Origin of the sequence: Kitasatospora sp. NPDC057518 (genome assembly GCF_042802075.1) — a bacterium.
Lineage (GTDB): Bacteria > Actinomycetota > Actinomycetes > Streptomycetales > Streptomycetaceae > Kitasatospora.
The window spans coordinates 29418-45472 of the sequence record NZ_JBHVEU010000015.1; the positions used below are offsets into that span (position 1 = coordinate 29418).

Here is a 16055-nt window from a genome sequence, read left to right on the forward strand (position 1 = left end):
CCGCGAGCGCCCAGGAGACCGGACTGGTGAGCTGTACCGGGAGTCCGCGGCCCGACCGGCCTCCCGCCGCCCCTGGAGGAGGAATCCGTGCCGGACCCGACGACGTCCTACGCCGACCTGCGCGCCCTGGTGATCAACTGCACCCTGAAGCGCTCCCCGGAGCGCAGCCACACCCAGGGCCTGATCGACGTCAGCACCGGCATCCTGGAACGCCAGGGCGTCGCCGTCGACGTCCTGCGGGCGGTGGACATCGACATCGCCACGGGCGTCTGGCCTGACATGACGGAACACGGCTGGGAGACCGACGAGTGGCCCGTCATCTACTCCCAGGTGATGGCCGCCGACATCCTCACCCTGGCGGGGCCGGTCTGGCTCGGCGACAACTCCTCCGTCATGAAGAAGGTCATCGAGCGACTCTACGCCTGCTCCTCGATCCTCAACTCCGAGGGCCAGTACGCCTACTACGGCCGGGTCGGCGGCTGCCTGATCACCGGCAACGAGGACGGCGCCAAGCACTGCGCGATGAACGTCCTCTACAGCCTCCAGCACCTCGGCTACACCATCCCGCCCCAAGCCGACGCCGGCTGGGTGGGGGAGGCCGGCCCCGGCCCGTCCTACCTGGACCCCGGTTCGGGCGGCCCGGAGAACGACTTCACCAACCGCAACACCACCTTCATGACCTGGAACCAGCTCCACCTGGCCCGCATGCTCAAGGACGCCGGCGGCATCCCGGCCCACGGCAACCAGCGCTCCGAATGGGACGCCGGCTGCCGCTTCGACTTCGAGAACCCCGAGCACCGCTGAACTCCTGTCAGGAGCGGCAAAAGATCTACAGCGGTTCAGGGGCGGCGTGATCGGCATGTGGTGGAACTTCATCGGGCGGTCCCACGAAAACACTACCCGAGCCCGTGAGGAGTGGATGAGCTCCATGAATTCCGACCGCTTCGGCGAGGTCCAGGGCTATCCGGGCGACCGCCTCCCGCCCGCGAACTCCCCGGAATCCCCCTGAAGCCGGTGACGCACCCGCTGACCTGCACACTCACCGGCGGGGGGTTAACAGAGTTTGCCCGGAACGATGCTGACCCGATGCTGCATTTTTTCGACGCATCTTCAGCTGAGATTGGGCACCTATGCGCGCATCGCCGCCGACACGTTCGAGGAAGGTCTGACTGGCACCGCAGGACGGTGGCGAGGGCGGAGGCAGGGAAGGACGAAAGCGGCCCAAGACCGGACTGTGGGATGGAATCAATCTGTCCGACACTCCCAACCCTCCGACTCCAGGGAGCGAGTCGACAGGAAACAGGCCCGACTTGCGGAACGCTGCGGTGAGCCCTGTCCAGAGCAGGTGAGCACGCGGTGCGGCTACCCCCCCAGCTACCGGCAGACCTGGTACGGGACGGCGTCCCTCGAAAGCAGCTTCGCCACCCGCTCCGCGTGGCTTACCGGGACCACCAGCATCAGGAGCTCCTGTGCTCGGGACGCCCCGACGTAGAGAACACGCCTGGCTTCTGTCTGGAACCCGAACTCCCAGTCGTCGAGGACTGTCCGGCCTGTAGCGTCCTTGCGCATCCTCGCCGGAAGAGTCAGTGCGACGGCCGGAAACTCCTGGCCCTTCACCCCATGGATCGTCGAGGACAAGATCTCGGATGCGGCTTCTGCATTGAGGAGTCCCTCCCAATCCTTGGCTTTTGGGGCTCGGAAGACGGAGCAGTCGACCGTCAGCTGTGAAGGCCAATCCAGTTGGGCGACCCTCGCTCGGAGCTCAGCGCTGAATCCGGATGCGGTCTTGTTCTTCGGTTCCAAGGACTGACAGAGGCGGATGGCCGTGTCCCGCAACCATCGGCGCTCGATTCCGATGGCGTCCAGCACTGCGTCCAGGGACAGCTCGTTGAGGGAGCCGGCGGCCACCGTCTGGATCAGGTACCGCTCGACCCGTTCGAGTGCTGCGACTCGGGACTTTCCATCGGAGCCGGCCCTGAGCTTGTGGCCGGCGTCGACAACGGCGGCGACACGGTTGGCGCCGACCAGGTCGGTCCCGGCAGCGCCGACTGCCCGTAGGGCATCGGCTCCTCCGTGCGAGACGATGATCGTCTGGCGGGCGGAGAGCCCGTTCTCCGCCGCTACGGACAGCACCAGGGGCGCGATTTCCTCGGCCCGGCGGTAGCCGATGACGTGGACCGGGACGGTGCTCCCCGCATGCGGGCCACTGGCCCGGTCCGGCTGCCCACTGACCCGGAGTGAGGAGTTGATGGCGCATATGGCCGACGTGCTGCGGAAGTTGTCACTCAAGCTGAGCTGGCGGGGAAGTCCGGCTCCGAACGCCTTCACCCGCTCGGGCACCGCGCGTCGGAATTCGTAGATCGACTGATCGAGGTCGCCGATCATCAGAATCCGGATACCGCACTCCAGCAGGAACTGGAGGATCACGAGCTCGTCCTCGCCGCAGTCCTGCGCCTCGTCGACGACGATCTCCGCGAAACGGTTGGCGATGAGCGGCTGGATCGCGGCTCGCATGGCGGGATCTGCGAGCCAAGCGCAGGCGAGACGCCGGGATGTGTCACACGTGAGCGTTCCCGCCCTGAGAAGCCCCTGGTGGATCGCACCAGCTCTGCGCTCGGCGTCCACCCGTCGAGTACCGGTCAGCAGGCCCGTGAGCTCAGATCCTGCTTGGCGCGGAATCCGTTCGGGGCGCAGCTCCGCACGACCCGTGCCGTCGAAGTCGAACCACGAAAGCTCAACGTCGGGTATTCGGGCCTTGATTGGCAGTCGGAAGGATGACAGCCCGATGTCGTTCCAGGACTGGACGAGCCTCGGGCTCACCTTGAAGACGGCTCGGTAGAGGGGAGCCACGAGGTAACGGGCGATGAAGCTGTCGAAGGTCCCGACGAAGTGCGGGGCCTTCATCGCGTCGTGCCGATCGGCGCAACGGCTCCGGACCTCGTCCACCGCGGCGTTGGTGAACGATACGAGAGCGATGCCCTTTCGCGGCTCCTCCTCGACGCGGCGCAGGTATCGTGCGACGACAGCGCGTGTCTTGCCGGCCCCGGGGCAGGCCGTCACGAAGGCGCTCTCGGCCACCTCTTCGACGAGGGCGCGCTGGTCATCGGTCAGTTCCGGCATCACTCGCCGTCTCCGGTCTCAGGGGCGGTCGTGTTGGAGACGACGGCATCGATCGCCCTGCGAAGGTAGTCCGGCACGGTGAAGGGCTCGCCGTCCTGGAGGAGCAGTGCGACGTCGTGCGCGAACTCGCCCTTGCTGATGAAGGGCTTCTTCTTGTCCCTGAGCTTCTTATAGAAGGCGAGTGCCGGCTCGTCCGCGGCCGTGATGGCATCCCAGTGCTTCTTGGACCGCTTGTGCTGTGCCAGGTAGGCGGCGCCCAAGACCTTGTCGTTGCCTTGTGGGGCAAGAAGGTCGGCTTCGAGGGTGTACTTGGCCTCCGCGACGATCAGCCGGTCTCCTGCGCCGAGTTGCTTGGCCACCTCCAGGAGGTCGTTGCTGCGGTTCCAGGCAGTCGGTTCGTCGTCTTCGTCCTGCTCGTCGGCACTCGCCTCTTCGCCCTCCGTGGAGGAGGGCGGCAATCCGGTCGATGTCTCGTGGCCGTCGGCGGGCGGCGCGAGGTCGTCAGGGATCTCCGGATCCGCGTCCGTGATGACCACCAGCTGGTCCAGCAGACGGCAGCCGTTGACCGCCCCCAGAAGCAGCTCGATGTAGGGGCGGAAGTCGACGCTGCCCACGTTGATGATCGTGGCCGCTTGGAACTCTCTCCGCCGGGCGACGTCTTCCGGAGCGTCGCCCTTGTACAGGCAGTGCTTGGCGATCACCGGCAGCAGCACCGCCTCGGCGATTCCCTCGACGAGAATCACCTTCCGGGCGAAGAGAAGTGCAGCGCGGGTCGCATCGAGGTACTGGTTGATCTTCCGACGGCTTCGGTCGTTCAACGGCAGCCGGCGCAGCGGGACAGCCTGGGTGGTGTTCCGCCCCCTCTGGGCCGGGGACTCGCCCTCGCCCTCCGGTTCGGGGACCGCGCTGCTGCGCAGTGCGACGACGTTGTCGATGCCCACCGCGCTCGCCAGATGGGCGGAGTGTGTCGTCGCCACGACCTGGATCCGACCGGCCGGTTCCTGCCTGTCGTCCTTGGCGGAGCCCCGGGCCTGTTCCTGGAGGTAGTCCAGCAGTACCGCCTGCAGCTGTGGGTGCAGGTGCGCTTCGGGCTCCTCCACGAGGAACAGGGTGAGTTCGGAGTCCTTCGCCTTGGAGAGTTCCAGGACGACCGTCGCGATGAACAGCAGGTTCGCGTAGCCGAGCCCCGAGTCCGCGAGATCTGCCGGATCGATGCCGTGCTCGGACATCTTGAGGCGAAGTGCACGTGTGAGCCGGTTGAGCTCGTAGTCGTGGAACCCCACATCGACGTACTGGCCCCGCACCGCCTGCGTCAGGCCGCTGAGGTGTCCCTGGATCGCCTCGGATGTCTTGGTGAGGACCGGGTCTTCCCTCAGCTCTTCGAAGGCAGTGTTGGCCTTCTTCAGGAAGATGTCCCGCTCGCCCTCACTGGTCAGCTGCTGAATGACCCTGGTGAGCCGGCTGTTCTCCGCCGAGCCCAGTTCCCGCTGGGCGTCCCGTAGCGGCGCGAGGTAGACATGGGTGATCTGGTCACGCTTCTCCGGTTCAGCATCCGGCCCGTCGGTGAGGCCCGCGCTGTGGACCGGGCGTCGCTGCCGGGTCGTGTCTCCAATGAATCGGTACCGGGTGGTGAAGTAGGCCCGCTTGGAGGGTACGTCGAGCGCGGCGAGGTACTGGGACTGCTGCATCGGAGTCAGTCCGTCGAGTTCGACACCGAACTCGACGTCCTGGTCCTCGCATCCGTGTGAACGGTCCGCCTCGTCGAACCACCGGGCGCTCCTGGGGTTCAGAGGCGAGGTCGCCAGTCGCAACGCCTCTATGACGTTCGATTTGCCGGAATTGTTCTCCCCGACGAGCAAGGTGATGTCGGGCTGCAACTCGACCACCGTGTCCCGACATGAACGGAAGTTCTTGACGGATATCTTGCTCATGAACATGCCGACATTGCCTGTCAAGGCACCCTCCGCACGACGCGTCCCGCGATCCCCAGAAGGAGAACGTTGGCACATTCCGCACCTGACTGCCAACGAAGCCCCGGCCGACGCAGTTGACACATCGAAGGGCCGCCGATCAATCAGCTCCGCTGGCGGTCGTTGGCGCCGACGCCGACGCCTTCACCGCCCTGGCCTGCCTCGCGCAGCAGGAGAAAGGCACCCACGCCGTGTGGGTGCTGCGGCGCGGCATCACCAGCTCCACCTACGGCGGCGGCACGGCCGACGAGCTTCCCGAGTGCGGCGCGCTCGGCCTGCGCGCCCAGGCCGCCGTCGAGGACGGCCACGCCAACGCCCTCACTGGCTTCCGCGCCGCCGCCGTCGAACCACAGGGTGAGCAGCTGGTCCTGGTCGCCGAGGGCGGAGGTCGCAGCGAGCCCGTCGACCAGGCCGTGGCCCTGGCCGAGCTGCGGGTCCATGCCGACTACGCCCGGGCCGGGGAGCTGCGCGAGTTCGCCCGGGCCGTGCTACCCGAGGCCGACGACATGGCCGTCAAGCTCTTGGGCGGGTCATGAGGTGGCGGTAGAAGTCGAGTTCGGCGCGGAGGGCCTGTTCCCGGGCGGCAGGCGCCGACAGGTAGTGGTCGCCGTCCTCCAGCAGCAGGCTGTCGTGGTCACCGCCGAGGGCGGCCAGGTCCTGCGCGAACTGCATCGCCTCCTCGGCGGAGGTGATCGTGTCGGCGGTTCCGTGGATCACCAGCATGGGGCAACGGATCCGTTCCGGCGTAACGGCTCCGGCAGGCCCGCGGAGGGCGGCCGCGTGGGGGCGCTGGAACTCCGGGACGGACAGCTCCCACCGTGCGGGGTCGATGATCGCCGAGGTGGCCGTCGCACCGGTGAACGGCCCCGGACGACTCGCCGCCTGGAGCGCCGTGTACCCGCCGGCGCTCGCGCCGCTGATGAACATCGCCCCGGGCAGTGCCGCGCCGGTCGAGCGCAGGTGCTCGGCCACGGCGGCGCAGTCCTCGACCTCGTACTCGCCCCAATGGCCGTGCAGCACCTGCCGGAACGCGCGACCCAGGCCGGTGCTGCCCCGGTAGAGGACCTCGGCGACGGCGAAGCCGTGGCTGACGAAGAACTGGGTCGTCCAGTCCAGCCGCAGGGGCACATCGTCCGTCGGACCGGGGTGCGCCCGCACCAGAAGCGGTACGGGCGCCGCTGTTCCCGAAGGCCGGTGCAGCAGGAAGCGGACAGGACCGTCCGCACCCGGTGCTGTGTCGAGCGACGGGGGGACGGGCGTCCAAGGCGGAACGGCCCCTGACCGGGTGCCCACCGGGACGGCCGGGGCGTCGGCTTGTGCTGCGAGGTCGAGCGACCACAGCCCGGGGGCGGACGAGGGGGAGGAGCCGATCACGGCGAGCCGGCCTTCGTCGACCGCGATGTACGGCTTCACCGAGGTGAGGTTCGGGCCGAGCCGGCGCCGACCGCCGGTGGGATCGACGGCGACGAGTTCGGTGGAGAACCCGTTCAGGACGGTCAGCACGACGGTGCCGTCGGGGGCGAATCCGTACGACTGGTAGCCCGCTTCCCAGGGCGCCGGCGCGCAGTCCGCATCGATGGGCAGGACCGGCGTCACCGTGTCGTCGCGAAGCCGATAGAGGTTCCACCAACCCGTTCGGTCGGACATGAAGTACAGCGACCCGTCCGGTCCCCAGGACGGCTGGACCACGGACTCCGAGGAGCCGCCTGCGACGACCCGGCCCGCTCCGGGGCGGCCGGAACGGATGTCGGCCAGCAGGAGGTGGCAGCTGTCCCAAGGCATCTGGTCCCGGCCCCACTCCAGGTACGCCAGGGCGTCCCCGGCGAGCCGGGGGCAGGAGAGGAACTCGGAGGAGCGAACCAGGATCTGAACGTCTCCGGCCGGAGTCACCGCGACGATCTCGTCCGCAGCGCCGTCACCACGGACCGCGAAGACGCTGTCGTCCGGGCCCGGAGTGAGGTCGCCATAGTGTTCGGAGCCATGGATGGACACGATCCTGTCCGGCGCGCGGCCGAGCGGTTGGCGGAAGAGGGAGCCGCCGTCCCCGACGAACCACACCGCGCCCTCCACCACGGCGAAGCTGCCGCCGCCGTAGGCGTGGAGCTCACCCCCGACGGAGAAGTCGGATGGCGTCACCGCGAAGGCGTTGCCGGAGCCCTCCGAACACATCACGCGCCGGACGCCGCCGCGATCGGGGTCGGATTGCAACCACCACAGCGAGCCCGCCACGGCCTGGAGTTCGTCGTACGCCACGACCTTCCGCGCGACCCACGCGGGTGACAACCCTGTGTCCTGAGACCTCATGAAGGGGATCCTGCCGAATCACGCCGGTAAGTGCCACCGCCGCAATGTGACCGGTACGCGAGGTTGGGTGCCCGGTCCGAGTGTGGAGGGAGACTGGGAACCCCGAGCACCGCTGAGCCGCCGTCCACGGCTCGGCCGCGCGGAACGCGTGCGGGGTAGGCCGTCGTGGGGCGAACGATCCTCACCGTCGTGAAAACGTCCTCAGCACAGCCGATGCAATCGCACCCGGGCCTGATCCTCGCATGGTTTGAACTGCGGCTTCGTGCTCCGGCCGGCACCGACCCCATGAGGACGAGCCCCGCGCTGTGCGCCGGCGCGAGGTAGCTGGCTCCCTGCCGCACCGGGAGCACGGGAAGTCGACCGGTCCGACGTCCCGTGCTCCCGCACGACCGGGCAGGGCAGGGCGAGGCGTCCGGCGGGGCGGATCCGCCGGCCGTGGAGCCGGTTCGGTGCGCCGCCACCCCCGCCGATGGGCGGGGTGGGACCCGGGAGCACGGTGCCGGGCCAGGGTGGGAGCGGGAGTGCGGTCCCCGTTCCGGTGGGTGACGCCGGGTGACGGGGGCGCTCTGTAGCGTCGGGGGCGTGACCTGGTGGTTCGTCCGCCGGCACCGTCGACTCCCGTTTCCCGTGCCGCCCCCGTGGGGCCGCTGTCCAAGGAGCCTGCCCATGGCCGATCGTCACTTCCTCCACCGCTTCGACTCCTCCGCTGCCACCGGCGACGGCGGGCCGGGGTACGGGCCGGCCCGGTGGGGCCGGCAGGAGGCGGCAATGGTGGACAACGGAGGGGCGGGTCTGTCCCGGCGGCGGGTGCTGACGGCAGGGGCGCTGGCCGGTGCGACGCTCCTGGGCACCGGCCTGTCGGGGGCCAGGGCGTCGGCCGCGTCAGCCCCGGCGATCTTCTACTCGCCGCACCAGGACGACGAGGCGCTGGGTCTGGCCGGGTCGATCCTGGAGCACAAGGCGGCCGGACGGCCCGTGTACCTGGTGCTGGTGACACGGGGTGAGAACGACGGGCTGGCGAGGCGGATGAACGCCGATCCCTGTCCGATGACCACAGAGGACCGCCGGCATCCGTGCGTGGCCCGCGGCCACCACGGGCTGAACTGGCCGACCATACCTGCGAGCGCCAGTGACAGCGTCATCGTGCCCGCCCGGACCGCCGAGTTCATGGCCTCGGCGGCCCGCCTCGGCGTCGACAAGGTGATCAACCTCAAGCTCCCCGACTCCGCGTGGGGCGGGGACGACGCCTTCAAGAAGTTCACCAGCACGGTCAAGTCGAAGATCGCGTCCATCGCGGATCAGTACCCGGGCGCCTCGCACAAGTTCACCGCGGGCTGGCTGGAGGTCAGCGCGACCCACAAGGCGATCACCGACGCGGCCGTGCAGCTGGCGAGGGAGGGCAAGCTCACCGATGTGCGCTTCAACTTCGTCTACGCCTACGACCACGAGCTCCCCGACCGCAGCAGGGGCGCCGCCTACGTGTTGAACATCCCCGACGCCCACATGAAGACCAAGCTCAAGGCCATCGCCTGCTACAACAGCTGGGATCCGTCCAAGAACCTCTACGCGCTCGGCTACCACAGCGTCCCGGAGAAGCTGGAGGGCGCAGCGGCCGACCCGCGCGAGTACGTCTTCGCCCTCCCCAACAACAAGTACCAGTACGGGGACATCGGCCTCGAGGACGGCCCCTACGGCGCCAAGCCGCAGTGGGGGTGGTCCTGACGGGGCCGCCGGGCGCGGTCCGGCGCCCGGGACGGTCGGTCGCCGACCGCCCCGGGCGGTTCGTTTCCTGACCGCCGGTCGGGACTGCGAGCTGATGATCGCCGACCCCGGTCGGACGCACTGTCGCACCCTCGACGAGGCCCGCGCCGTGCTGGGGTCCGCCTGGCTCTTCGCCGGGCTCTGCCTGTGTCACGAGCGGTGTTGCAGGCTCAGTGGCGGATCCAGCCCGGGATCCCCCCTTCGGCGTTGCGGCCCTTCTCCAGGAACGCGATGTTGCGGTAGAGGTGCATTCCGGCCAGGGACGGACCGACTCCGCCGGTGGTCTTCAACGGCTGCTCCTCGTAGTGCAGGTCGTCGACGAGCCGTTTGACGAGGCCGAGCGTGGTGCTGTCGCACGCCTCCGGGTCCTCGTTTCCGCCGAAGCCCGGGGCGTAGGAGGTCCACAGGTCCTCGATGACGTAGAGGCCTCCGGCGCGGATGTGGGGGAACAGCGCCCGGAATGTTGTCCTGACGTGTTCGTTGATATGACTTCCGTCGTCGATGACGATATCGAACGGACCGTGCCGTTCGGCGATTTCGATCATCTGGGCGGGGTCGCTCTGGTCCGCCTTCAGTGTGTGCAGGCGCTGTTGGTCGAGGCCGCTCTTGTCGTACAGGTCGACGCCGAATACCAGACCGCGCGGGAAGTAGTGTTTCCACATCTTCAATGACCCGCCACCCAGGGTGGGGTGGTCGTATCCGCCGATTCCGATTTCGAGCACTCGGACGGGTTGGTCGCGCAGCTGGCGCAGGTGGCGTTCGTACAGGGCGGCGAACCAGTGCAGGCCGCCCCACTTGTCCGAGTCGTGGCGCAGGGCCAGCCGGGCGAGTCCGGGGTGGTCGGAGGAGCAGCCGGTGAGGACGGTACTGGCCGCCGCCATGATCGAGCCGAGCGGGCGAACACCCTCCACTGTCATGGACTCCGGGACGAACCGCAGCTCGGTCCGTCGGTTCGCCGGCCCGCCGGGCGCGGACGGCCCGAACAACTCCCGTACCAGGTCGAGCACATCGTATTCGATGCGGAAGAGTGCGGCCGGGCCGTCCGCACCGTTCAGGCCGACCGGTCGACCGGCTTGGACGAGAAAGGAGGTGCTGACCCGCTCCTCGCCGCGCGTGACGTCCAGGACGACGGTGACCGGATCGGCGTTGCCCGGTGGATCGCAGCGGAACAGGATCTCGTCGACCAACACGGCCGTGAGGTCGGCCAGTTCGAAGGAGTGGACGACGGAGTGCAGGGAGCGGGTGTCGTCTCCGGCCAGCCTGAGACATTCGATGGGTGTGGCCGAATCGGCTTTCCTGTCCGCCATGGGATCTGAGAATGTGCTCATCACATGAAATCCCTTTGTCCGAACTCTGTTGGAATGACCGTCGCGTGACACGTTCTCGTGTCCGTTGCCTCCGGTCAAGCTCCCCCGGAATGCGCGTGCCAGGCAATCCGGTGCGATCGGTCTCGGGGTGACGGTCCCGGCCCGGCGTACTTGAATACGGTGTGGCCGAGCTGGACAATCCCAACGAATCACGCCGAATTCGGCGGTCCTCGATGCCTCCAGCCGGTTAGGAGCACTTCGTGCGCATCTTGTTCGTGGTGGCACCCGGGGTCGGCCACCTCATGCCCGCGGTGCCCACCATGTGGGCGGCGCAGTCGGCCGGTCACGAGGTACTCGTGGCCGCGACCGGACCGAGCCTGGACATGGCCGCGCGTTCGGGCCTGGCCGCCGTGGACGTATCCGACGGCGACGCCGCCGACGCCTACCACCGGCTCGGTGTCCGGGTCACGAAGAACCGGCCGGACCGGTACGACCTGTCCGACGCCTGGCGCCGGTTCACCGGTGCGGCGGACCGGCCGGGCCCGACGGCCGCCGATCGGCCGGACCCCGCGCGCGAGGACGTCGCCGCCCTGGTCCTCGGGGTGGGAGGCCGGATGGTGGACGGCACCGTGGACCTGATCCGCCGGTGGCGCGCGGACCTCCTGGTCTTCACGACCTTCCTGGCCGGCGGTCAGCTCGCCGCCGAGGCCACCGGAATCCCCTGCGTGATGCACGGGATCGGGCTGCCCTATCCGTCCTTCGCCGCGGTGCTGAGCGCACTGGAGGACGTGCGGGCACGCCACGGGATCACCGGTGCGCTCACCGGTCCGGTGGCGACGGTCGACCTGTGCCCGGAGAGCCTGCGCCCTCCGGACGCCAAGGCCGGATGGCCGATGCGGTACGTGCCGTACAACGGCGGTGCCGTGCTGCCCGACTGGGTGAGCACTGCGCCGCGGCGCCCACGCATCTGCGTCACCTGGGGATCGGTGCTTCCCGCGGTCGGTGGAACCCCGGTCCTGCGGGACGTGGTCGACGCGCTGGCCGCCGAGGACGCCGAGGTCGTCCTCACCACGGGCGGGGCGGATCTGTCCGGCCTGGGGCCGCTCCCGCCGAACCTCCGTGCCGTCGACTGGGCGCCGCTCAGCGCTCTGCTGCCGAGCTGCGCCGCCGTCGTCCATCACGGCGGGTCGGGCACCACCTTCACCGCACTCGCCAACGGGGTGCCACAGCTGGTCCTGCCCCAGGTGGCGGATCAGCCGGTGAACGCACAAGCGGTGGTGGAGCGGGGGGTGGGGGTGGCGTTCCCCGACCGGGACATCGACCCCGCGGCACTCGCCGACGGCATCCGCCGCGCACTGACCGACCGGCGGATCCGAGAGGCCTGCCGGCAGGTCCGGGAGGAGATCAAGGCCATGCCCGGCCCCGAGCGGGTCGTCCGGCAGCTGGTCGAGGCCGCGTCATGACCCGCACCGGCCCTGGACCGGTCGGCGCCCCGACCGTGGCACCGGCCGGAGACGCCCCCGTGGGCGCGGCGGCCGGCCCCGGCTGGCCCGCGATCGAACCGCTGCTGCGTGCGGCGGCCGACGAGCACCGGCTGGCGCGGGCCGTCGCCGACCTCGGGCTCGACCGGGTCGCGGAGGTCGTCGTCGAGGAACTGGCCGTGCGGTGCGATCCGGTGCGGGTGGACGGCGCCGCGCACCTCGCCTTCGAGCTCACGTCGGGCGGTGAACGGGCCTGTCGCCTCCTCACCGTCGACCGCGACGGGCTGACCTCGAAGCGGGACGGCTGGCAGGCGGCGCCGGTGCGGATCACCCATGACGCCGTCGACCTCCTGCGCGGCCTCTACGGCCCCGGCACCGATCGCCGGACCAGTCGGCGGGTCACCACCTGCGCCGAGCTGAATGCTCCAAACCCGGCCCCCGGTGGGCTCACCGCGATCGTCCGCGAACGCCAGCGGCTGGCGGTCGCGGTCCAGGCGGTCGTGGCCGCCTGCCAACGGCACCCGGTCGACCTCGGCGGGCTCTCGACCCGGTTCGGCTCGGACAAGTGGGCCGACCTCCACTGGTACACCCAGTACTACGAGCGGCACTTCGCCCGCTTCCGGAACGCGCCGGTCCGAGTGCTGGAGATCGGGATCGGCGGCTACGACGCACCCGACCAGGGCGGCGCGTCACTGCGCATGTGGCAGCGCTACTTCCCGGCGGGACTGGTCCTCGGGCTCGACATCGTCCCCAAACCCGGTGTTCGGGGCCCCCGCATCGCCACCGCCGTCGGGGACCAGGGCGACCCCGGACTCCTGGACGACCTCGGCCGTCGGTTCGGGCCGTTCGACATCGTCATCGACGACGGCAGTCACCTCAACGCCCATGTGCGAGCCTCCTTCACCGCCCTGTTCCCGCACGTGCGGCCAGGCGGGCTGTACGTCGTCGAGGATCTCCAGACCGCCTACTGGCCCGGTTACGGCGGCACCGCCGGCCCCGTCGCCGGGCCCGGAACCTCGGTCGGCCTGCTCAAGCAGCTCGTCGACGGCCTGCACCACCGGGAGTGGGTGCCACCGGCGGCAGCGCCCGGACCGTCCTACGCCGACCGGCATGCCGTGGCTCTGACGGTCTACCACAACCTCGCCTTCGTCGAGAAGGGCGTCAACTCCGAGGAGGGCGCTCCCGACTTCATCGACCGCGGGTGGTCCGCACCACCAGCGTGACGTCCGCCAAGCCCTCCGGACCGATCCAGACCGATCCGATCCGATCCGGTCCGGACCGATCCGGACCAGAACCGACCTGCCAGGGAGACAGCCAGTGGATGACTGCGACAGTGACGGGCACCTCTACCTGGACCTCATGAAGAAGGTCCTGACCAATGTCATCTACCAGGACGGTGGGCTCACTCCGGACGGACCGACCGGCTACCAGGCCGAGGAGCGGCACGGAGGGTTGGACTGGCCCGCTGCCGCGCACACGATGATCGGAAGGGAGCGGCTGGACAACCTGCACGACTGCCTGGAGCGGGTCGTCGCGGACGGCGTCGACGGCGATCTCATCGAGACCGGCGTCTGGCGCGGCGGGGCCTGCATCTTCATGCGTGCCTTCCTGAAGGCGCACGGCATCACCGACCGCCGCGTGTGGGTGGCCGACTCCTTCACCGGCATCCCCGAGGTGGGCGCGGACGGGCACCCCCTCGACCGCGAACTGGCCCTGCACGAGGCCAACGGGGTCCTCGGCGTGCCCCAGGAGGAGGTGGCGGAGAACTTCCGCCGCTACGGGCTGCTGGACGACCACGTCGCCTTCCTCCCGGGCCGGTTCCGGGACAGCCTGCCCCAGGCGCCGGTCGAGAAGCTGGCACTGCTCCGGCTCGACGGCGACCTCTACGAATCCACCTGGGACGCCCTGACCCACCTGTACCCCAGGCTGTCCACCGGAGGGTTCGTGATCATCGACGACTACGTCATCCCGGCGTGCCGGGCCGCTGTGCACGACTTCCGTGAGGAGCAGCGGATCGACGACCCGATCCGACGGATCGACGTCTGCGGCGCGTACTGGCGGCGGAGCCTGTGATCGCGGTCCCGGCGGAAGCCGTCACGGTCCACCCGCTCAACGAGCAGTCTCGGGAGATCCTCGACACCGGTGAGGCCGCGGTGTTCGGACTGAGCCCGTTCAACGGGTTCTACCGGCCCGCGACCGTCGAGACCCTGCTGGCCTGGGCCGCCGGAAGGTTTCGGCACGTCGAAGCCGTCCTGCCCGGCTACGAGACGGCCTTCGGCCTCATCGCCTGCGGGCGGGCACCCCGGGAGGCCGCACAGAGCGCGACCCGGGCCGTGCGCAGGATGCGCGCGGCGGCACGGCGTGCCCTCCACGCCTCCGGCCCGAACCCGCACGACCGGGTCAACAGCTGGACCCGGCTCATCAACCGGAAGCGCTACCGCGAGCTGCGCGCCCAGGTCGACGACGCCTTCCGCTCGGACGGCCGGTTACGGGAACTGTGCCGGGAGGCGTCCCGCGGCTACCTCATGACGGTCCTCGGCGGCGAACCGACCCCGGCGCAGATCGAACTCAACCTCGGCTACGTCCTCGCCGAACTCCCGCTCGTCCTGGACCTGCCCGGCATCACGGGGACCCGGACCGCCCTCCTCCTCTACAACCGTCCCTGGCCCTTGCAGCTCGCCCTGTGGAACGGCGAGGTCCCGGCCCTGGCGCCGGCGCCGGGCCACGGCTTCGCCACCATCGCACTGGCCGTCGAGCCGGCCGTGGCACCGGCCGTCGAGCAGGCCGCGCCGCCGAACGCCGGTACCAGAGGAGCCCAGTCGTGACCCTGTCGGACACCGACATCCTCCAGTGGCCGCTGCCCGCGGGGGAGCACGGGACCCCGCCGCCGCTGTACGCCACGCTGCGGCGGGAGCGCCCGGTCTGCCCGCTGCGCATGCCCAGTGGGCAGACCACCTGGCTGCTGACCCGCCACGACGACATCACCGGAGTCCTGACCGACCCGCGCTTCTCCAGGGACCTGGTCTACCCGGGCGCGCCGCGACTGATCGGCGAGGACTTCAACTCCGTGCCCGGGGGCATCTTCAACCTGGACCCGCCCCGGCACACCCGGGTGCGGCAGATCCTCAACCCGCTGTTCAACCGGCGAGCCGCCGAACGGTACTCCACCGCCATCGCGGCGCACGCCGAGGACCTGCTGACGGCGATGGCCGCGGGAAGCAACCCCGCGGATCTGGTCAGCGCCTACACGGCGCCCCTCGCCCTGCGGGTCAGCTGCGGGCTGCTCCGCATCCCGGCGGACCGGCGCCAGGCGCTGCACGGCTGCTTCCGTGAGCAGACCAGCCAGAACGCGGACCGGACGGACGTCTCGGCCGCCACCGAGCAGATCGGCGCGCTGGCCGCCGAGATCGTCGCGGACAAGTGGTCCGCCCCCGACCCGACCGAACCGATCGGCGCCCTGATCGCGGCCCGCCAGGCCGACGAGATCACCTCCGACGAGCTGCACGGCACCGTCAGCTACCTGCTCGTCACCGGGATCGAACCGCTCGTCTCCTCGGCGTCCACGGGCATCGTCACCCTGCTCAGGCACCCCGAGGAGCTGCAGAGCGTCCTCGAAGACCCGCGGCTGTGGCCCGCCGTCGTGGAGGAGGTCCTGCGGTTCCACCACAACGGCTACCTGTCCAACCCGCGAGTCGCGTTGGAGGACACCGAGATCCGCGGCGTGCCGATCCGCGCGGGGGAGTCGGTCGTCACGCCGATGATCGCGGCGACCTGGGACCCGGATCACTACAAGCACCCCCACCGGTTCAACATCCACCGCCGTACGGACGGATCGAGGACCTTCGGTGCCGGCCCGCACTTCTGCCTGGGCGCCTCACTGGCCCGGGCGCACCTGCGGATCGCTTTCGAAGCACTCTTCACCCGGTTCCCGAGGCTCATCCTCGCGATCGACGCGGACGAACTCCCCTGGGACGAGGACAACCTGTTCACCCGCCCGCTCGTCCTGCCGGTCGCCTGGTGAGGGGGGCGACAGCGCACGGGCCGGGGTCGGCGGACTACCAGCGCGTCGTGAGGGTTCGAGCGGACCGCGACCGGATCGGTCACGGTCCGCC

At 69.8% G+C, this 16055-nt stretch carries 12 protein-coding genes; 8 read left to right on the top strand and 4 right to left on the bottom strand.

All coding sequences use genetic code 11. The features are described 5' to 3' along the window. The first annotated feature begins 87 nt into the window (after window positions 1-87). The gene (locus ACFU7Z_RS03000; RefSeq protein ID WP_079272196.1) at window positions 88-804 is read left to right on the top strand and encodes a flavodoxin family protein; all 717 of its coding nucleotides are present in this window, start codon (window positions 88-90) and stop codon (window positions 802-804) included. Window positions 805-1374: 570 nt separating this feature from the next. Here ACFU7Z_RS03000 and ACFU7Z_RS03005 read toward each other — a convergent pair. Together ACFU7Z_RS03005 and ACFU7Z_RS03010 are read right to left on the bottom strand one after the other, a co-directional pair. Beyond that, window positions 1375-3120, bottom strand: coding sequence for a UvrD-helicase domain-containing protein (locus ACFU7Z_RS03005; protein WP_380775598.1), 1746 nt, complete (start codon window positions 3118-3120; stop codon window positions 1375-1377). Next, window positions 3120-5075 carry an ATP-dependent endonuclease gene (locus tag ACFU7Z_RS03010; protein WP_380775599.1) on the bottom strand — a complete coding sequence of 652 codons (1956 nt, stop codon included), beginning with the start codon at window positions 5073-5075 and terminating at the stop codon, window positions 3120-3122. Before ACFU7Z_RS03010 ends, ACFU7Z_RS03005 begins: the two co-directional genes overlap by 1 nt. A 92-nt stretch (window positions 5076-5167) precedes the next feature. Between ACFU7Z_RS03010 and ACFU7Z_RS03015 the strand changes: the two genes are divergently transcribed. Continuing rightward, the gene (locus ACFU7Z_RS03015; RefSeq protein ID WP_380775600.1) at window positions 5168-5626 is read left to right on the top strand and encodes a hypothetical protein; all 459 of its coding nucleotides are present in this window, start codon (window positions 5168-5170) and stop codon (window positions 5624-5626) included. Here the strand turns inward: ACFU7Z_RS03015 and ACFU7Z_RS03020 are convergent. Further along, window positions 5604-7394, bottom strand: coding sequence for a prolyl oligopeptidase family serine peptidase (locus ACFU7Z_RS03020; protein ID WP_380775602.1), 1791 nt, complete (start codon window positions 7392-7394; stop codon window positions 5604-5606). The two genes, ACFU7Z_RS03015 and ACFU7Z_RS03020, sit on opposite strands and share 23 nt — an antisense overlap. 666 nt (window positions 7395-8060) lie before the next feature. On the opposite strand from ACFU7Z_RS03020, the gene ACFU7Z_RS03025 reads away from it, so the two are divergent. Further along, complete coding sequence (locus ACFU7Z_RS03025; RefSeq protein WP_380775603.1) at window positions 8061-9116, top strand: PIG-L deacetylase family protein; 1056 nt, start codon at window positions 8061-8063, stop codon at window positions 9114-9116. A gap of 209 nt (window positions 9117-9325) precedes the next feature. Here the strand turns inward: ACFU7Z_RS03025 and ACFU7Z_RS03030 are convergent, their stop codons facing one another. Beyond that, complete coding sequence (locus tag ACFU7Z_RS03030; protein WP_380775604.1) at window positions 9326-10483, bottom strand: hypothetical protein; 1158 nt, start codon at window positions 10481-10483, stop codon at window positions 9326-9328. A 239-nt stretch (window positions 10484-10722) separates the two neighbouring features. Between ACFU7Z_RS03030 and ACFU7Z_RS03035 the strand changes: the two genes are divergently transcribed. From ACFU7Z_RS03035 to ACFU7Z_RS03055, 5 genes are all read left to right on the top strand, one after another. Then, window positions 10723-11925 (top strand): nucleotide disphospho-sugar-binding domain-containing protein, encoded by a 1203-nt coding sequence (locus ACFU7Z_RS03035; RefSeq protein ID WP_380775606.1) that lies wholly within the window; start codon window positions 10723-10725, stop codon window positions 11923-11925. Then, window positions 11922-13166, top strand: coding sequence for a hypothetical protein (locus ACFU7Z_RS03040; protein WP_380741216.1), 1245 nt, complete (start codon window positions 11922-11924; stop codon window positions 13164-13166). The genes ACFU7Z_RS03035 and ACFU7Z_RS03040 overlap by 4 nt, the downstream gene beginning before the upstream one ends. A gap of 94 nt (window positions 13167-13260) precedes the next feature. Further along, the gene (locus tag ACFU7Z_RS03045; RefSeq protein WP_234348545.1) at window positions 13261-14016 is read left to right on the top strand and encodes a TylF/MycF family methyltransferase; all 756 of its coding nucleotides are present in this window, start codon (window positions 13261-13263) and stop codon (window positions 14014-14016) included. Then, window positions 14013-14768: a tRNA-dependent cyclodipeptide synthase gene (locus tag ACFU7Z_RS03050; RefSeq protein WP_049655871.1), complete on the top strand. Its 756-nt coding sequence runs from the start codon at window positions 14013-14015 to the stop codon at window positions 14766-14768. Before ACFU7Z_RS03045 ends, ACFU7Z_RS03050 begins: the two co-directional genes overlap by 4 nt. Next, a complete protein-coding gene (locus ACFU7Z_RS03055; RefSeq protein ID WP_074002874.1) occupies window positions 14765-15964 on the top strand; it encodes a cytochrome P450 in 1200 nt (399 codons plus the stop codon). The genes ACFU7Z_RS03050 and ACFU7Z_RS03055 overlap by 4 nt, the downstream gene beginning before the upstream one ends. Window positions 15965-16055 lie beyond the last annotated feature (91 nt).